Origin of the sequence: Microbispora sp. GKU 823 (genome assembly GCF_002027145.1) — a bacterium.
Lineage (GTDB): Bacteria > Actinomycetota > Actinomycetes > Streptosporangiales > Streptosporangiaceae > Microbispora > Microbispora siamensis.
Genome location: NZ_MWJN01000001.1, coordinates 114,700 through 131,546 on the forward strand (window position 1 = coordinate 114,700; position 16,847 = coordinate 131,546).

The window sequence follows — 16,847 nt, forward strand, 5'->3', positions numbered from 1 at the left end:
GGGTTCGCGGGTTGTCCACAGAATCGCGTTCGGCGCCGGGCGGGGCTCTGGCACATGCCTACCGTCCATGGCGTGCGAAGCAAGGAGTTTCGCGGGGCCGCACGCGGCGTCGCCGGCGAGTCCCGCCTGCGCGGGCTGTTGCGTCCGCTCGATCCGGTTCCCCCGTCCGCCCGCCTGCGGTCGACGCCGTCCCCGCCCGGGCCGCCGCCGTCGTTCGGTGCTCCCCATCTCGTCCGTACGGAGACGTACGCGCCGGAACATCCGACGGAGGTCGAGGACGGTCCTTACCGGGCGGAGACCTTTGGGATGCCCGAGGAGGTCGCCGACCGGCGGGAAGGACGCGCGGACGGGCCGGGGACGACGGTGCGGAGCCTGCGAACGCGCGGGCGACAGGCCCTCGGCCGCGCCCTGCCACGGCTCGACCCGGGCATGCCGGGGCTGCGGGCGCTGGTGGCCGCCGGGCTGCTCGCCGCCGTCGTCACCGGGGTCCTGGCCTGGCGGTCGAGGCCGGTGGCCGAGCCCATCGCCCCGCCGCTCCCGGCCGCCGCGGTTCGCGACCTCAGCCCTGTCTCCGGCCCTGCCGCCGGCCCCGGGGCGGCACCAGGCGAGACCTCGCGTCCGGCCCCGGCTCGCGGAACCGGAGTCGGAGCAGGGCCGGGCGCGACCGCCTACGTCGCGGGCACCGGTGGCACCGTTGCCGCCACCCCCGGCCCGTCGGCGCGAGTCGTGGTGTACGTGACGGGCAAGGTCCGCAACCCGGGGGTGTACGTCCTCGTGTCGGGCTCGCGGGTCGCCGACGCTGTCGAGGCGGCGGGAGGTCTGCGGAAGGGCGCGAATCCGGGTGGGATCAACCTGGCCCGGCGTCTGGTGGACGGTGAGCAGATCGTCGCCGGAAGCCCGGCGACGCCGGTGCGGTACCCGCTTCCGGCCATGATCCGGGCATGGTGCCTGGGGCCGGGGTGGTGAACCTCAACACCGCCACCGCCGAGCAACTCGACGCGCTGCCCGGGATCGGCGGCGTGATCGCGCAGCGGATCGTCGACTACCGGGACGCGCACGGGGGTTTCCAGAGCGTCGACCAGTTGAAGGACGTCCCTGGCATCGGAGACAGGAAGTTCGCCGAGATGCGCGACAAGGTCTCCGTGTGACCGCCGTCGGCCGCCCCCACGACCTCCCCGAGGGCCGCGACGAGCCGGGGCAGGACGAGCAGGGACGCGATGAACCGGGCCGTGATCAGCCGGACCGTGATCAATCGGGCCGTGATCAGCCGGGCCGTGATCAGCCGGGGCGCGGCAGGACGGTCTCCGGGCCGGCGGCGCTGGCCGCTCCAGCGGTGGCCTCCTGGCTCACGGCACTCGTGCTGCTCGGCTGCCCGCCGTCGCCGGAGCCGCCGTGGCAGTGGCCGCGGCTGTCGCGGGCGCCGTCACCTGGGCGGTGGCGCGGCGCCGCACCCACATGGACCCCACCGTGGCTCCGGCAGGAGAGCATGGCCGGGGCGGCGTCGCCGAGGCGGGATCGCGCGCCGGCGGGGGGCTCCCCGGCCCGACGGGAGCGCCCGGGGCCGCCGTCAGGATCGCGCTCGCCGTGCTCGCGTCCGTGGCCGTCACGGCCGCGGTGACGGCGTTCACGGTCCACGGGGTGACGACCGGGCCGGTGCCGGAACTGGCCCGCCGAGACGCCACGGTGACCGCCGAGGCCGAGATCACCGACGATCCGCGTATCCGGCCGCACCAGGGCGGGGTGTCCCGGCGGGAGACGGCGGTCGTCCGGGCCCGGATGCTGCTGGTGTCGGCGCCCAGGAGCGGTTCGTCGTGGACGTGCCCGTCGTGCTGCTCGGTCCCGGCGACGGGTGGCGTCCACTGCTGCCGAGCCAGCGGGTCAGGGTGCGCGGGCGGCTGGGCCAGGCCGAGCCGGGTGAGCCGGTCGCGGCCGTGATGCTCGTCCGGGGGCCGCCCGAGCCGATCGGTGCGCCCTCGGCCGTGCAGCGTGCGGCCGGGGCGCTGCGCGCGGGTCTGCGCGAGGCGAGCGGCGTGCTGCCGGACGACCAGCGCGGTCTGTTGCCCGGCCTGGTCGTCGGCGACGTGTCGCGCCTCGATGAGGAGGTCCGGCTCGACCTGGCGACGGCGGGGCTCGGCCATCTCACCGCCGTTTCCGGCACCAACCTGGCGATCGTGGCGGGCGCCGTACTGGTGCTCGGGCGCCTCGCCGGCCTGCCACTGGCCCTCCGGGCCGTGGTCGCGGTCGTCGCGATGATCGCGTTCTCGGTCGTGGCGAGGCCGTCGCCGAGCGTGCTTCGAGCCCTTGTCATGGGAACCGTCGCCGCCGTGGCACTCGGCACCGGCCGCACCCGGGACGGCGTGGCCGCCCTGTCGGCGACCGTGCTGGGACTGGTCGTGTTCGATCCCGGGCTCGCGCGGCAGTGGGGCTTCGCGCTGTCGGTCTTCGCGACCGGCGGCATCCTGGTCATCGCGCCCCGGTGGCGTGACCGTCTGACGGCCCGCCGGGTGCCCCGCCTGCTCGCCGAGGCCCTGGCCGTGACCGCCGCGGCGCAGGCGGCCGTCACGCCCCTGCTGGTGCTGATGTCCGGGCGCCTCGACCTGGCCGCGATCCCGGCCAACCTGCTCGCCGAGCCCGCGGTGGCGCCCGCGACGGTGCTGGGGTTCGGGGCCGCCGTGATCGCCCCGGTGAGCATGGACCTGGCCCGGCTGCTGGTGCGCCCCGCCGGGTGGGCCGTCGGCTGGATCATCGCGGTGGCGCAGCGGGCGGCGGACCTTCCGTTCGCCTCGGCCGAGTGGCCCGGGGGAGTGTCGGGAGTCGCCGTACTCGCGGTGGCGGCCGTCGCGGCATGGCTCGTCCTGCGGGGCCGCGCGCGCAGGCGCCTGGTGGCGGCGCTCGGCGCGGGAGCGTTGCTCGCCGCCCTCGTGGCCATGCCGGTGGTGTCGCCCTGGCCGCCGCCGGGATGGCTGTTGGTCGTCTGCGACGTCGGACAGGGGGACGTCCTGGTGCTGGCGGCCGGTCCCGGCCGGGCCGTGGTGGTCGACGCCGGGCCGCAGCCGGGCCCCGCCGACCGGTGCCTGCGCGCTCTCGGAGTGCGGCAGGTGCCGCTCGTGGTCCTCACCCACCCCCACCTCGACCACGTCGGCGGGCTGCCCGGCGTGCTGCGCCGCCGCGCGGTGGGGGCGGTGGTCGTGAGCCCGGGCCGCGTGCCGGAGGGCGAGGCCCGGCGGGTCACCGCGCAACTCAGGACGGCCCGGATCCCGGAATGGCAGGCGGTCCCCGGGATGCGGTGGCGATTCGGGCCCAGCGAGATCACCGTGCTCGCCCCCGAGCCCGGTGTGGCGCCGCAGGGCACCGGCGAGGGGACGACCGCCAACAACGCCAGCGTCGTGCTGCTGGTCCGCTGGCCCGGACCGCGTCCGGGGGCGGCCCTGCTCGCCGGGGACCTGGAGACGGAGGCACAGGAAGCCCTGGTGCGGCGCGGCCTGCCACGGGTCGACGTGCTGAAAGTGCCCCATCACGGGTCGTCCCGGCAGGCGCCGGCCTTCCTCGCCGCCACGGGCGCGCGGGCCGCCCTCATCAGCGTCGGCGCGGTCAACGACTACGGGCATCCCGCCCCGCTGACGCTGCGGCGTCTGCGCTGGCTCGGCATGCGGCCCTACCGCACCGACCTGTCGGGGGACATCGCCGTCGTCGTCGCCCACAACGGCCTCGCCGTAGTCGTACGGGGCAAGTGAGCGGGTGGAGCCGTACGCGAAGATCACGAGTGGAACGGTGGTTTCCGCGCCCAGCGGGGGCATGTGCGCCTCGTTCGGCAGCGGCCTGTTCACGCGGAATACCGGGGTGGCGGACTCTGGCCGTGGAAGTGCTCCTGACCTGCCGATCAACGGTGCGGACGTGGTTCGGCCGGCGCCGGGTGGCGTGGATGGAGCCGAGGAGATCGAGGGCCTGGGCGCTGGCGCTGCCTGGCTCGGCATGGTAGATCACAAGCTGCTGGCCGGGGGCGTCGCGTACGTCGAAAGCCTGGTAGGTGAGCGTGAGGGGTCCAACGTCGGGGTGGAGGAAGTGCTTGGCGTCCTGGGTCTTGCCGCGCACGGTGTGAGCGTTCCAGAGGCGGGCGAAGTCCACACTGTGCTCGGTGAGGGTGCGGACGAGTTCGCGTAGCCGCGGGTTGTCCAGATCGAAGCCTGCTGCCTGGCGCAGATTGGCGACAGTGGCCTGGGCCGCTCGGTCCCAGTCTGTGTAGAAGCCTCGGCCCGCGGGGTCGAGGAAGGTCATGCGGGCCAGGTTGTCCGCCGGCTCGAACGGGGTGTAGAGGGCGTCGGCCAGGGAGTTGGTGGCGAGGATGTCCAGGGTTCGGCTCATGACGAATGCCGGAGTGCTGGGGTAGCCGTCCATCAACTGGCGCAGCGCCGGGCTGACCCGGTCGGCGACGTGGGCGGAGGGCCGGTAGCCCGGCGCCGTCCCGGCCAGCAGGTACAGGTGCGCTCGGGCATCTGCGTCGAGGCGCAGCGCGCGGCTGAGGGCGTCGAGCACCTGGGGTGAGGGGTTGCGCTCGCGCCCTTGTTCCAGGCGGGTGTAGTAGTCGGCGTTCACTCCGGCCAGGACGGCGACCTCCTCACGGCGCAGCCCGGGGACTCTGCGGGCCCCGTAGCTCGCCATGCCGACGTCCTCCGGCTGCAGCCCGGCGCGGCGGGCGCGCAGGAAGTCCCCCAGATGGTTGCTGTCCACGTGCTCAGGCTATGCGGCGGCTCCGCCGTGCTGCCTGGGTGCGCCGCACCCAGGCAGCACACGTCCTGGTTGATGCCTCCCGACCTGCGCAGACTCGGTGGAGCGAGCCAGAACCGCGTGGAGTGAGCCAAGGAAAGGAGCCCGCCATGTCCCAGATCGCCGATGACGACAACGTCGACGTGATCGGAATGTGGGTGTCAGCGGACGGTTACATCCGCCAGGAGTTGCTGCCGGACGGCCGCTACGACGAGGCCCGCGGCGAGCGGCGCAGCGCGTACACCGGCCGGTACACGGTGACCGGCAGGCACCTCGACTACGTCGACGACACCGGGTTCACCGCGACGGGTGATATCCGGGACGGGGTCCTCTATCACGAGCACCTCGTGCTGTACCGGGAGGAGAGGCCGTCATGACCGAGATCGCCTGCGGCTTCACCGGCATATGACCGGCGCTCGCAGCGCCACAAGACCCGACCCAGAGATCGGCACAACGAGACACAGGGGGATTTCCCATGACAGGGCAACGACTCGCCGGCAAGGTCGCGCTGATCACCGGCGCGACCGGCGGCATCGGCACGGCGACCGCCGAACTGTTCGCCGACGAAGGCGCCCGGCTGGTGATCACCGATGTCGCCGAAGGGCCCCTGCGCGACCTGGCCCACCGGATCGAGGCGCGTGGCGCGGAGGTCGTTGCCGCCCGCCTCGACGTCTCCTCCGCGTGGGAGTGGGACAACGTGATCGGCGTCGTGCGGGACCGGTTCGGCATGCTGGACGTGCTGGTGAACCTCGCCGGCATCGTGGACTGGCCGGGCATCGAGGACACGCGGGAGGACGTCTGGGACCGCGTCATCGACGTGAACCAGAAAGGCACCTGGCTCGGTATGAAGGCGGCGATGTCGCTCCTGCGCGCGAGTGGCAACGCGTCTGTGATCAACACGTCATCGGTGCTCGGGCTCGTGGGAAGCGGCGCCGCCGCGGCCTACCAGGCGTCCAAGGGCGCGGTGCGTCTGTTGAGCAAGACCGCCGCGGTTGAGTACGCGCGGCAGGGAGTGCGGGTCAACTCCGTGCATCCCGGGGTCATCGCGACGCCGATGATCCAGGATCTCCTGGACGAGCAGGGCGATCAACAACCGGACATCCAGCGCACCCCGATGCGCCGGGCCGGCCGTGCCGACGAGATCGCACCCGCTTTCCTCTTTCTCGCCTGCGACGACTCCTCGTTCGTCACCGGCTCGGAGCTCGTGGTCGACGGCGGGCTCACCGCTTACTGAGCAGCGGACCCAGGACGGCGCGCAGAAAAGTCTGCCGCCGCGTCATCGCGAGGCGATTCAGGCGCCTCGCAACCGGCGTCTGACCTCACCACCCAAGGAGTGGACAATGTCACCTGCGAATTCGTCCGTCGAGACCGCCGAGTTCGCTGGAAAGGTCGCCCTCGTCACCGGGGCCGCGCGCGGCGTGGGCAAGGAGACCGTCCGGCTGCTGCACCACCGCGGCGCACAGATCGTCGCCGTCGATCAACGCCCCGGGGTGAAGGAGCTGCCCACCGAGTTTCCGGGCGTGCACCCCCTTGTCGGCGATGTCACCGATGAGGCGACCGCCCACCTCGCGGTGCGGGAGGCCGTCGATGTCTTCGGCGGTCTCGACATCCTGGTCAACAACGCCGGGCGCACCCTCAACAAGCCGATCACAGAGACGACGGCGCAGGACTGGGACGCCGTGATGGCGGTCAACGCCCGGGGTTCTTTCTTCTTTGCCCGCGAGGCGTTCCGTGCGATGCGGAGCCTTGGTGGTGGAGCCATCGTGAGCACGGGCTCCTACGTCTGCACGATCGCGCTGCCCGAGGGCGCCGCCTATAGCGCGTCCAAGGGGGCACTGGCCCAGTTGACCAAGGTCCTCGCCGTCGAGGGCGGGCCCTTGGGCATCCGGGCGAACATCGTGGCCGCGGGCGTCATCGAGACGGACTTCCTCGACACCTTCCGCTCCGACAGTCGTGCGTACCTGGCGTCCTTCGCCGGCGCCCAGCCGCTCGGCCGGGTGGCCAAGCCGGAAGAGATCGCCGAGGTGCTCTGCTTCCTCGCATCGCCGCGTTCGAGCTTCATCACGGGCGCCGTGGTCGCGGCGGATGGCGGGTTCACCGCGATTTGAGCGGCAGACCCGTACCCCCGCAACACGGCAGCGGCAGGCGGACAGCGGGCGTCCGCGCGGCGGCAGCGGCGCAAGCGCTGCGCACGGCTGGCGCGAGACGGACGACCGAGGCCCTGACTCCGCGCTGGGCCGGCGCGACCGCCGCCTCCTCCGGCCGGCACCCGGCCCGCTGCGGGATCACGTCGTCCGCCTCCGACGCGGCCTCCCGCAGCATGTCCCGGCCTGACGAGGTCGGCGTCGTCCGGTCGGACTCGGCCGTGGACGCTGGGATCCGTCGTGGAGGCGGAAGGCGGATGTGCCCCGGCAGCCTGGGCGTGGCATGCTGCGTGACATGGCGAACCCAGCACCCGTGACCCTGGTCGTCGGCGACGAGGAGTTCCTGGCCGATCGCGCCGTCGGCTCCATCGTGGCGGCGGTACGCGCCGAGGACCCGGGGGCGGAGCTGCACGACCTTCAGGGGAGCAAGGTCGAGCCGGGGGAGCTGACCGGGCTCGCTTCCCCCTCGTTGTTCGGCGACCGGTCGGTCATCGTGATCCGGGGGGCACAGGACCTCTCGAAGGACGTCATCGCCGAGATCGTGAAATACACCGCCCATCCGGCCGACGACACGGTGCTGGTGCTGGCCCATCCCGGCGGAGTCAAGGGCAAGGCCCTGGTGGACGGCGTGAAGAAGGCGGGCGCCGACGTCGTCACCGTGGCCAAGCCGACGAAGGCGGGAGAGCGGCTCGACTTCATCAAGGCCGAGGTCCGCAGGGAGGGCCGCTCGATCTCGCCCGGCGCCGCCCAGGCGCTGCTCGACGCCGTGGGCAGCGACCTGCGCGAACTGGCGGCCGCCTGCAACCAGCTCGCCTTCGACACCGAGGGCAAGAACATCGACGAGGCGGCGGTCGCGAAGTACTACCGGGGACGCGCCGAGGTCAGCGGCTTCACCATCGCCGACCTGGCGATCGAGGGCCGCCTGGGAGAGGCCCTGGAACAGGTCCGGTGGGCCCTCGCCACGGGCGTGGCGCCGGTGCTGATCGTCAGCGCGCTGGCGGGAGGCCTGCGCTCGCTCGCCAAGGTGGGCGGGGCGCCCCGCAACCTGCGCGGCGGCCAGCTCGCGAGCCATGTGGGCATGCCGCCCTGGAAGGTCGACCGGGTGAAGCGCCAGCTGGCCGGCTGGGGGCCGGAGGGGATCTCCGCCGCCCTGCAGGCCGTGGCCACCACCGACGAGCAGGTCAAGGGCGGCGGCACCGACCCGGCGTACGCGCTGGAGAAGGCGGTGCACACGATCGTGGCCAGCCGCGGCACCCGCTGAGCCGCTCCCGCCATCGGCTCAGGCGCGGCCGGGGTTCTCCATGCGGAGCAGCATCCGCTTGAGCAGCGCCGCGAGGACGTCCTGGTCGTCCGGCCCCAGGACGCCCACCATCGCGTCCTCGACCTCTCCGCGCAGGTCCATCGCCTTGAGCCAGATCGCGCGGCCCTCGCTCGTCAGCTCCACGTCCACCCGGCGACGGTCCTCCGCACTGCGGATGCGCCGGACGAGCCCCGCCTTCTCCAGGGTGTCCAGGCGGCCCGTCATGCCGGCGGGGGAGACCTTCAACTCGGCGGCGAGCTCCGACGGGGTGGCCCGGCCGCCTTCCCCCCGGGCGCCGAGCCAATGAAGGGTCTCGTACTCGAAGTCCTGCAGGCCCACCGCGGCCAGTGCGCCGTCCTTGGCCTGGGCCAGGTGCTTCACCAGGAACTGCATGCGGGTGACGATCGCCTCCACACGTTCGTCGAAGGGCGCCTTCCCGCGCCACCGCGCGATGTGCCGGTCCACCGAGTCGTCCACGGGACAATCCTACGCCGAATAAAAATACGTTGACGAAAGATTCGCTGGCGAAATACCTTCCCTCGCATGATTGCACGTCTGGTCGCCGGGCGGACGGTCGCGGCGCTCGCCACCGCCCTCATCCCCACCGGGCTCACCCTCGCCGTCATCAGGGTGACCGGCTCCGCCCTCGATCTCGGTGTCGTCCTCGCCGCCGAGATGCTGCCCATGCTCCTGCTGCTCCCGGTCGGCGGGGTGATCGCGGACCGTTTCCCGCCGAGGCGGGTGATCCTCGTGGCCGACCTGGTCCGCTGCGCCGCCCAGGTGACACTGGGGTCGCTGCTCCTCCTCGGCCGTCCCGGAATCGCCGTGATGGCGGGACTCGCCGCGCTCACCGGAGCCGCGGTGGCCTTCGGCGTCCCGGCGGTGTCACCGCTGGTCGTCGGAGTGGTGCCGGCGGAGCGCCGGCTGCGGGTGAACGCCCACATCGGGGTGGCCGCCGGCCTCGCCCAGATCTCCGGCCCCGCGCTCGCCGGAGGACTGACACTGTGGCTCGGCCCGGGCTGGTCCTTCCTGCTGACGGGGGTCCTGTTCGCCGGGTCCGCGGTCACACTGGGCGGCCTGGTCACGGCTCCCCGGCCGGCGGCCGTACGCGATCACTTCCTCGGCGACCTGCGGGAAGGGTGGCGCGAGGCGCGGCGGCACCGCTGGTTCCTGATCAGCGTGGCCGGGCACGGCGTCTGGCACCTCGGGGCGGGCGTCCTGCTGACCCTCGGCCCGGTCATCGCCGTACGCAGCCTGGGCGGGGAGCCGGTCTGGGTGGCCGTCGCGCAGGCGGGAACGGTGGCGGCGGTGCTCGGCGTCTTCGTGGCCCCCAGGCTGCCGATCCGGCGGCCCCTCGCCGTCGCGGCTGTCGGGGCGGCGGTCTACGCGTGCCCGCTCGTCGCCTTCGCGTTCCCCACGGCGTTTCCCGCGCCGGCCGTGGTCGTGACCGCCGCGTATGTCGTCGCCATGCTGGGTGTGGGGATGCTGTCGCCGCTGTGGGAGACGGTGGTGCAGCAGCGTGTGGAGCCTCAGGCCCTCGGCCGGGTGGACTCGTTCGACGCGCTCATCTCCTACGCGGCCCGGCCTCTCGGGCTCGCGGCGGCCGCGCCGGTCGCCGCCTGGGCCGGCGCCGCGGCTCCGCTGCTCACCGCGGCGGTGCTGGTGGCCGTGGTCAACCTGGCCGTGCTCGCCCTGCCCGAGGTCCGGCGGCGTACGACCGAGGAGGCGGTGGAGTCGCCCGTGCCCGCCTGAGGTCCGGCGGCGGGTACGCGAAAACGCCGCATCCCCCGCGAGGGAGATGCGGCGTGCGCCTTGCGTGAACTACTTGGCGGCCTGCAGGGCGGCGGCGCGCTTTGCGATCGCCGACTTCCGGTTGGCGGCCTGGTTCTTGTGAATGACGCCCTTGCTGACGGCCTTGTCGAGCTGCCGGGACGCGGCCTTGAGCGCGACGAGGGCGTCGTCGACGTTGCCCTGGTCGGCGGCCTCGCGGAACTTGCGGACCGCGGTCTTCAGGGACGACTTGACGGCCTTGTTGCGCAGCCGGCGCTTCTCGTTCTGCCGGTTGCGCTTGATCTGGGACTTGATGTTCGCCACGAAGAAAGCCTCAGTGTTAAGTCTTGGTCGGATGGGGCGCGCGGGCTGGTGAGAGGGCGCGCCACACGCAGTTGGACAGGATACCAACAGCCCGGGTCGCCGCTCAAATCACGACGACGGGGCCGCCCTCGCTCATGCTATCGCGACGCGGCCACCGCGGTCCGCACATCGGCCCGCCCGCCCGACGACTCGACGGCTCCTCCGGCGCCGCCGCGCACCCAGGCCCGCTCGTACTCCCTCCAGTCCTCCTCCGTGGCCGCGAAGTCGACGTACAGGGCCAGGCCGAACTCGGTGCGCGGACCGTGCTCGCTGATCGCGAGCCGCGCGCCCTCGGCGGCGGCCTCGACGCTCTCGGCGTAGTCGAGGTACGCCACGCCGTGGTCGTGGTACGCGGGAGCCCCGATGAGGAGGGTCTTGTCCTTGGGCACCAGGTCGAGGGCGAGCGAGGTCTGCCGCGCGACGTAGCCGCCGTACAGGGACGGCAGGGGCGTCCCTGAGTCGTACGTCATGATCGCCACCTGGTCGGTGAGGCCGACGACCTGGCGGAAGTAGTCCGGCGTCCAGTACTTGTCGTGGCCGATGGCGAGGGCGGTGGGGGCGCGCAGGCCGGTCAGCGGCTCGATCTGCTGGGTGGCGACCGACAACGGCCGGGCGCCGATGGCCTGCCGCGTCTCGCGCAGGACGCTGAGGAACGGCCCGTCCCCGTCGGAGACCGGTTCGAAGTCGTAGTGGATCCCGTCGAACCCGAGGGTGACCAGGTCACGGGCGCCCGCCACGACGCGGGCCCGCGTCGCCGTGTCGGCCAGGCTCAGGTGGGGCTTGCCGTTGTCGTTGACCGTCTGGCCGAGCCAGGCCGACACCCGGACGCCGGGCACGTTCTTCCTCCACCATTTCAGAAAATTTCCGGCGTTGGCGTAGCGGTCGGGCGGCAGGGTTCCGTCGTACTTGAACGGCCCGCTGTGGACGTACACGTCCCTGATCCCGCTCGCGCGCAGCCGTACGGCGAGGGCCCGCACGTCGGCCTCGGTGCGGCGGCCGTCCACCCACGCGTGGCCCATCCAGAGGGCGTCGTGGCCGGTGGTCCTGGCCCATCCGGCGGGCGTGCCGGCGAACTGCAGACGCAGCGCGGCGGCGCCGGCCAGGGCGAGCGCGAGCGGTACGGCCACGACGACGGCGGCTAATCGCAGAACACGTCTGGTGGTCAAGGCAAGCATCCGGACATGCCACCATGGAGGGTGGCTGGTCCGCCAGCCTCGGGAGGGCCCGCCGAGCGCGAGGCGAGGCGGACGGCCCGCCCGATCAGCAGTCAATCATCTTGTCGAAACGGACCTCGGTGCGCACTCAGCCTGGCCAGACCGACCCCGCGTTGATCCGCAACTTCTGCATCATCGCGCACATCGACCATGGCAAGTCGACCCTCGCCGACCGCATGCTGCAGCTCACCGGCGTGGTGGACGACAGGTCGATGCGCGCGCAGTACCTCGACCGCATGGACATCGAGCGGGAGCGGGGCATCACCATCAAGTCGCAGGCCGTGCGGCTCCCGTGGAACGGCCACGTCCTCAACATGATCGACACCCCGGGCCACGTGGACTTCACCTACGAGGTGTCCCGGTCGCTCGAGGCGTGCGAGGGCGCGATCCTGCTCGTGGACGCCGCCCAGGGCATCGAGGCGCAGACGCTGGCCAACCTCTACCTGGCCATGAACGCCGACCTCCACATCATCCCGGTCCTCAACAAGATCGACCTGCCCGCCGCGCAGCCGGACAAGTACGCCGAGGAGATCGCCGGGCTGATCGGCTGCGACCCCGCCGACGTGCTGCGCGTGTCCGGCAAGACCGGCGTGGGGGTCAAGGAACTGCTCGACCACGTCGTGGAGCACGTCCCGGCGCCCGTCGGGAACGCCGACGTCCCCGCCCGGGCGCTGATCTTCGACTCGGTGTACGACACCTATCGGGGCGTCGTGACGTACGTCAGGGTGGTCGACGGCCACCTGTCCAAGCGCGAGCGCGTGCTGATGATGTCCACCGGCGCGCAGCACGAACTGCTGGAGATCGGCGTCATCTCGCCCGAGCCGATGCCGTCCGACCAGGGCCTCGGCGTGGGCGAGGTGGGCTACCTGATCACCGGCGTGAAGGACGTGCGCCAGTCGCGCGTCGGCGACACGGTCACGAACGCGGCCAAGCCCGCCGCGGAGGCCCTCGGCGGATACGAGCACCCCAAGCCGATGGTCTACTCGGGGCTCTATCCGATCGACGGCGACGACTACCCCGAGCTGCGCGAGGCCCTCGACAAGCTGCGGCTGAACGACGCCGCGCTCGTCTACGAGCCGGAGACGTCGGCGGCGCTCGGCTTCGGCTTCCGCTGCGGGTTCCTCGGCCTGCTGCACATGGAGATCGTCCGTGAGCGGCTGGAACGCGAGTTCAACCTGTCGCTGATCTCGACCTCGCCCAACGTCATCTACCGGGTGATCATGGAGGACGGCAAGGAGCACGTCGTCACCAACCCGTCGGAGTTCCCGGCCGGGAAGATCGGCCAGATCTTCGAGCCGGTGGTGAAGGCCACGGTGCTCGCGCCTTCCGAGTTCATCGGCGCGATCATGGAGCTGTGCCAGGGCCGCCGCGGGCAGCTCCAGGGCATGGACTACCTGTCGGAGGACCGGGTCGAGATCCGCTACACGCTCCCGCTCGGCGAGATCATCTTCGACTTCTTCGACCAGCTGAAGTCGAAGACCCGCGGGTACGCCTCGCTCGACTACGAGCCGTCCGGCGAGCAGGAGGCCGACCTGGTCAAGGTGGACATCCTGCTGCAGGGCGAGACCGTGGACGCGTTCAGCGCGATCGTCCACCGCGAGAAGGCGTACGCCTACGGCGTGGAGATGGCCAAGAAGCTCAAGGAGCTCATCCCGCGGCAGCAGTTCGAGGTGCCCATCCAGGCCGCTATCGGCGCCCGCGTCATCGCCCGGGAGAACATCCGCGCCATGCGCAAGGACGTCCTCGCCAAGTGCTACGGCGGTGACATCAGCCGTAAGCGCAAGCTGCTGGAGAAGCAGAAGGAAGGCAAGAAGCGGATGAAGATGGTCGGCCGGGTGGAGGTCCCCCAGGAGGCCTTCGTCGCCGCCCTCTCGTCCGAGGCCCCGGACAAGAACAAGAAGTAGGCACCGCCTGGCTTGACCAGAACTTAATAGCATCGCGGAGAAACATGACCATCCGTTAACGTTTGGCCATGCGCATCCTCTCTGTGAACGTGGGCCGGGCCGTCGACGCCGAGTGGGCCGGCAACCTGCGGCGTACGGCGATCGACAAGCGGAAGGCCGAGGGCCGGGTCGCCGTACACGAGAACGGCCTGGCGGGCGACGAACGCGCCGACGTCGCCAACCACGGCCACCCGGACCAGGCGGTGTACGCCTACGCGCGGGAGGACTACGACTGGTGGGAGCCCCGGATGGGCCGTGACCTGCGCGACGGTCAGTTCGGGGAGAACCTCACGACGGTCGGGGCCGACGTGACCGGCGCGGTCCTCGGGGAGCGGTGGCGGGTCGGCACGGCCGTCCTGGAGGTCACCGCCCCCCGCGTCCCCTGCGTGGTGTTCCGCAACTGGCTGGACGAGCGCGGCTGGGTGAAGCGCTTCACCGACGAGAACCGCACCGGGGCGTACTTCCGGGTGATCGAACAGGGCGAGCTCGGCGCCGGCGACGAGATCGAGGTGCTCGACCGGCCCTCGGACAGCGTGACGATCGCCGAGTCGTTCCGGGCCTACCACGGCGACGGGGACCTGTTGCTGCGGATCCTCGCCCTCCCCGGGCACAGCGACAAGTGGGACCGCATCGCCGAGCGCGTGCTCGGGACCCGGACCGACGTGGCCGCGTCCTGATCAAGAAGTGTCCGCGGCCCTCGGTTTCGGCCGTGGCCCGCGGGTGCAGGTGACTTCCGTAGAATGACGGGCCGACCCCCAGCCGCGTGAGGCGTCGTCATGTCCCTGACCGCACGACTGATCGCCGCAGCCGCCCTCGTGTCGTGCGCGACGGGCTGCACGGCCGCGCCGGGTGAGGCTGGAACTGCACGGCAGGACGATGGACGGCCAGCGCTACGTCTCGGAGTTCTTCGCCGTCCGCCCCGGAAACGAGCCGCCCCAGGCGGCCTTCGGCGTCTACTGGACGGGCCTCGGACTCGACGAATCCCCGTTCGGGCCGGACAACACGAAGGTTCCGCAGAATGCCTGCCCAGGCAAGGAAGCCACGCGGTACATCAGTCAGCCTTGGGTGTCCCGATAGCAGGTGACGGTCGCGTCCGTGAAGCGCTGGAAGCTCGACGGCATGGGGAGACCGGAGTCCTTCTGGGCCTGAAGCGCCTCCGGTTCCCTGCTGAAGGCGGCGGCTCCCTCGGCGCTCTGCCACAGATTCACGGTGATGATGCCCTCGTCGGTCGCGCTGGTGATCGAGAGGATCGCGCCGTGCCTCGGGGCGAGGCGCTCGACCACGGGATCCATGTGCCGCTGCTTACGGGCGAGCAAATCGTCGGCGTCGCCGGTCATGGTGTGGATGGACAGGAAGGCCATGAACACCCCTCCTCATCGGTTCAGGCCAGCTGTGCTGGGACCGTCAGCAGTACAGCAGGTCCCACCGACAGAAAGTGGGCTCGCCGAGCGGGCCCTTGCCGTTCCCAGTGTCAATAAGCCCGCGCCGTCAGCGGTCGCCCGGCTGTGGTGCGGAAGGGGCCGGGCGCCCCTTCCGCACGGCCCGTCAGCGGAGGATGGAGTAGAGGGCGGTGGTGAGGGAGGCTTTGTTGTCGTCTTGGTCGATGGACCAGAGCATGGAGCCGCCGAGGCCCTTGAGGCGGATGTAGGCGGCTTTCTGCAGCATGACGGCGGGGTCGTCGTAGGACCAGAACTCGTTGCCGTCGTAGAGCCACTGGGTGCCGGTGAGCAGGTCGCGGTAGCGCTTGCCAGGCTTGTTGACGAGGTTCTTGTAGTCGTCGCTGCCGGGGGCCCAGGTGCCGGGGGCGGGGCCGGTGGCGGTGGCGTAGCGGCCGTCGCCGCCGGAGGTGACACCGGTCCAGCCCTGGCCGTAGGCGGGGACGCCGATGACGATCTTCTGTTTGGGCGCGCCGCGTGCGATGTAGTCGCGTACGGTCTGGTCGACGCTGAACTTCACGTCGTTGGGGTCGCGGTGGTCGGTGAGCAGGTTGGCCTGGTGGCCGGTGCGGTTCTCCCAGGGGCCGTGCAGGTCGTAGCCCTGGACGGTGGCGAAGTCGAGCTGGTCGAAGACCTTGCGCACCTCGAAGCCGGCGTCGATCTTGGTGGCGGCGGCGGGGAGGAAGGCGGTGAGTTCGTCGCGCCGGTCGTGGGCCTTCATCTGGCGGCGTAGTTCGGTGAGGAACAGGGTGAGGTTCTGCTTGTCCTCGGGGCGGATGACGTTGCCGTCGTTGCCGGCCGAGCCGGGCCATTCCCAGTCGAGGTCGATACCGTCGAAGACGCCGGCGGCGGCGGCGCCGGGGGGCAGTCCGGGCAGGTCGCCCTTGAGCCACAGGTCGACGCAGGAGGCGGCGAGTCTGGCCCGGGACTCGGGGGTGAGGACGGCGTCGGAGAAGTATTTGGAGCCGGTCCAGCCGCCGAGGGAGATGAGGACCTTGAGGCTGGGGTGGCGGGCCTTGAGCTTCTTGAGCTGGCCGAGGTTGCCCTTGAGTGGCTGGTCGTCGGTGTCGGCGGCGCCGTCGACGCTCTGTTCTGCGGGTACGGGGCGTTGCCAGTCGGCCCAGGGGTCGGCGGAGTAGCAGGTGCCCTCGGGGCCGACGAACCCGAAGGCGTAGTTGAGGTGGGTCAGCTTCGCGGCGGCGCCGCTGGCGTCCACGTCCTTCACATGGAAGTTCCGTCCCTAGTACCGCCCTTGGCGCAACATGTCTTCGTAGGAATGTCAGCCTGGAGCTTGGCGACCACCATCCAGCGCGACTTCCCCCTGACATGCTCCGATGCCGTTGTGCCGCCGTACCTTGCGCCGCCAGCACTTATCGCCATGCCCGAAGGCAGCGACAAACGACCACGTATCGGCGAGGACTTTCTCTACAAGGTCAAGGCGAGCCGCTGCGGCGGCTCGCAGCGCGCCGGGCGGCCAGCGGGCCGGGCATGCGGCTCTCCGGCCGGTCCCGGCCCGCGCCGCCCCGCGCAGAGCAGCACCGGGCTGGCTAACGAAGAGCTATGCCAGTACGAGGCCGCAGGTTCCATGTAGAATCGTCCGAACTGTCGTTCCCATCACGAGAAGGACAAATCGGTTGGAGCATCCTGTTGACGCCGCTATTCGCGCTTTGGGGATGGAATCGTCCTACGAGGAGCGACTGGAGGCCGTCTGGCAATCTTATGAGGAGGCCACAGGACCTCCCTGACCCGCCCTCCGAGTAACCAGGAACGCAAGGCAGTTTACGAATGGTTGCATTCTTTCGAGGACCCCCCCGTCCTTGCGTATCGGGCCCCTCGCATATGGAGCGCATTAAGCCTGACGCCACTAGACAAAGCTCGGCGAATCGGGGGCAGTTGCTATGCGTGTGAACCGC

17 protein-coding genes and 1 pseudogene are annotated in these 16,847 nt (G+C 71.4%); 12 read left to right on the forward strand and 6 right to left on the reverse strand.

Translation table 11 applies throughout. The features are described from left to right. Nucleotides 1–72: 72 nt before the first annotated feature. The 4 genes and pseudogenes from B1L11_RS47785 to B1L11_RS49475 form a co-directional block, all read left to right on the forward strand. Nucleotides 73–966, forward strand: coding sequence for an SLBB domain-containing protein (locus B1L11_RS47785; RefSeq protein ID WP_218670814.1), 894 nt, complete (start codon nt 73–75; stop codon nt 964–966). After that, nucleotides 942–1,148 carry a helix-hairpin-helix domain-containing protein gene (locus tag B1L11_RS47790; protein ID WP_218670815.1) on the forward strand — a complete coding sequence of 69 codons (207 nt, stop codon included), beginning with the start codon at nt 942–944 and terminating at the stop codon, nt 1,146–1,148. Before B1L11_RS47785 ends, B1L11_RS47790 begins: the two co-directional genes overlap by 25 nt. A gap of 244 nt (nt 1,149–1,392) precedes the next feature. Next, a complete protein-coding gene (locus tag B1L11_RS49470; RefSeq protein WP_143736791.1) occupies nt 1,393–1,935 on the forward strand; it encodes a hypothetical protein in 543 nt (180 codons plus the stop codon). Further along, nucleotides 1,935–3,464, forward strand: a pseudogene (locus tag B1L11_RS49475) (ComEC/Rec2 family competence protein); the annotation flags it as partial. The gene B1L11_RS49470 and the pseudogene B1L11_RS49475, both read left to right, overlap by 1 nt. Before the next feature lie 127 nt (nt 3,465–3,591). On the opposite strand, the gene B1L11_RS00520 reads toward B1L11_RS49475, so the two are convergent. Continuing rightward, nucleotides 3,592–4,728: a helix-turn-helix domain-containing protein gene (locus B1L11_RS00520; protein ID WP_256862104.1), complete on the reverse strand. Its 1,137-nt coding sequence runs from the start codon at nt 4,726–4,728 to the stop codon at nt 3,592–3,594. 146 nt (nt 4,729–4,874) lie between these two features. Here B1L11_RS00520 and B1L11_RS00525 point away from each other — a divergent pair, with 146 nt between their 5' ends. From B1L11_RS00525 to holA, 4 genes are all read left to right on the forward strand, one after another. Beyond that, nucleotides 4,875–5,141 (forward strand): Atu4866 domain-containing protein, encoded by a 267-nt coding sequence (locus B1L11_RS00525; protein WP_079312114.1) that lies wholly within the window; start codon nt 4,875–4,877, stop codon nt 5,139–5,141. A gap of 98 nt (nt 5,142–5,239) precedes the next feature. Continuing rightward, on the forward strand, nt 5,240–5,998 hold the full coding sequence (locus B1L11_RS00530) for an SDR family NAD(P)-dependent oxidoreductase (protein ID WP_079312116.1): 759 nt from the start codon (nt 5,240–5,242) through the stop codon (nt 5,996–5,998). A gap of 106 nt (nt 5,999–6,104) precedes the next feature. Beyond that, nucleotides 6,105–6,872 carry an SDR family NAD(P)-dependent oxidoreductase gene (locus B1L11_RS00535; protein WP_079312118.1) on the forward strand — a complete coding sequence of 256 codons (768 nt, stop codon included), beginning with the start codon at nt 6,105–6,107 and terminating at the stop codon, nt 6,870–6,872. Between the two features lie 331 nt (nt 6,873–7,203). Beyond that, a complete protein-coding gene (gene holA / locus B1L11_RS00540; RefSeq protein ID WP_218670817.1) occupies nt 7,204–8,169 on the forward strand; it encodes a DNA polymerase III subunit delta in 966 nt (321 codons plus the stop codon). A gap of 18 nt (nt 8,170–8,187) precedes the next feature. Here the strand turns inward: holA and B1L11_RS00545 are convergent, their stop codons facing one another. Next, on the reverse strand, nt 8,188–8,685 hold the full coding sequence (locus tag B1L11_RS00545) for a MarR family winged helix-turn-helix transcriptional regulator (protein ID WP_204047091.1): 498 nt from the start codon (nt 8,683–8,685) through the stop codon (nt 8,188–8,190). A 66-nt stretch (nt 8,686–8,751) separates the two neighbouring features. Here B1L11_RS00545 and B1L11_RS00550 point away from each other — a divergent pair, with 66 nt between their 5' ends. After that, on the forward strand, nt 8,752–9,960 hold the full coding sequence (locus B1L11_RS00550; protein WP_079312122.1) for an MFS transporter: 1,209 nt from the start codon (nt 8,752–8,754) through the stop codon (nt 9,958–9,960). Nucleotides 9,961–10,029: 69 nt separating this feature from the next. Here B1L11_RS00550 and rpsT read toward each other — a convergent pair whose 3' ends face one another. Both rpsT and B1L11_RS00560 read right to left on the reverse strand, forming a co-directional pair. After that, nucleotides 10,030–10,302 carry a 30S ribosomal protein S20 gene (gene rpsT / locus B1L11_RS00555; protein ID WP_079312124.1) on the reverse strand — a complete coding sequence of 91 codons (273 nt, stop codon included), beginning with the start codon at nt 10,300–10,302 and terminating at the stop codon, nt 10,030–10,032. Between the two features lie 137 nt (nt 10,303–10,439). Next, nucleotides 10,440–11,516 (reverse strand): hypothetical protein, encoded by a 1,077-nt coding sequence (locus tag B1L11_RS00560; protein WP_256862105.1) that lies wholly within the window; start codon nt 11,514–11,516, stop codon nt 10,440–10,442. Between the two features lie 119 nt (nt 11,517–11,635). Between B1L11_RS00560 and lepA the strand changes: the two genes are divergently transcribed. Both lepA and B1L11_RS00570 read left to right on the forward strand, forming a co-directional pair. Then, on the forward strand, nt 11,636–13,459 hold the full coding sequence (gene lepA / locus B1L11_RS00565) for a translation elongation factor 4 (protein WP_256862106.1): 1,824 nt from the start codon (nt 11,636–11,638) through the stop codon (nt 13,457–13,459). Nucleotides 13,460–13,527: 68 nt separating this feature from the next. Next, entirely contained in the window at nt 13,528–14,175 is a 648-nt protein-coding gene (locus tag B1L11_RS00570) for an MOSC domain-containing protein (RefSeq protein ID WP_079312130.1), read from the forward strand. A 378-nt stretch (nt 14,176–14,553) separates the two neighbouring features. On the opposite strand, the gene B1L11_RS00580 is transcribed toward B1L11_RS00570, so the two are convergent. Together B1L11_RS00580 and B1L11_RS00585 are read right to left on the reverse strand one after the other, a co-directional pair. Next, nucleotides 14,554–14,859, reverse strand: coding sequence for a hypothetical protein (locus tag B1L11_RS00580; RefSeq protein ID WP_143736792.1), 306 nt, complete (start codon nt 14,857–14,859; stop codon nt 14,554–14,556). A gap of 184 nt (nt 14,860–15,043) precedes the next feature. After that, nucleotides 15,044–16,159, reverse strand: coding sequence for a glycoside hydrolase family 18 protein (locus B1L11_RS00585; RefSeq protein ID WP_218670818.1), 1,116 nt, complete (start codon nt 16,157–16,159; stop codon nt 15,044–15,046). Nucleotides 16,160–16,225: 66 nt separating this feature from the next. Between B1L11_RS00585 and B1L11_RS44690 the strand changes: the two genes are divergently transcribed. Beyond that, the gene (locus B1L11_RS44690; protein WP_143736793.1) at nt 16,226–16,525 is read left to right on the forward strand and encodes a hypothetical protein; all 300 of its coding nucleotides are present in this window, start codon (nt 16,226–16,228) and stop codon (nt 16,523–16,525) included. Nucleotides 16,526–16,847: the final 322 nt, after the last annotated feature.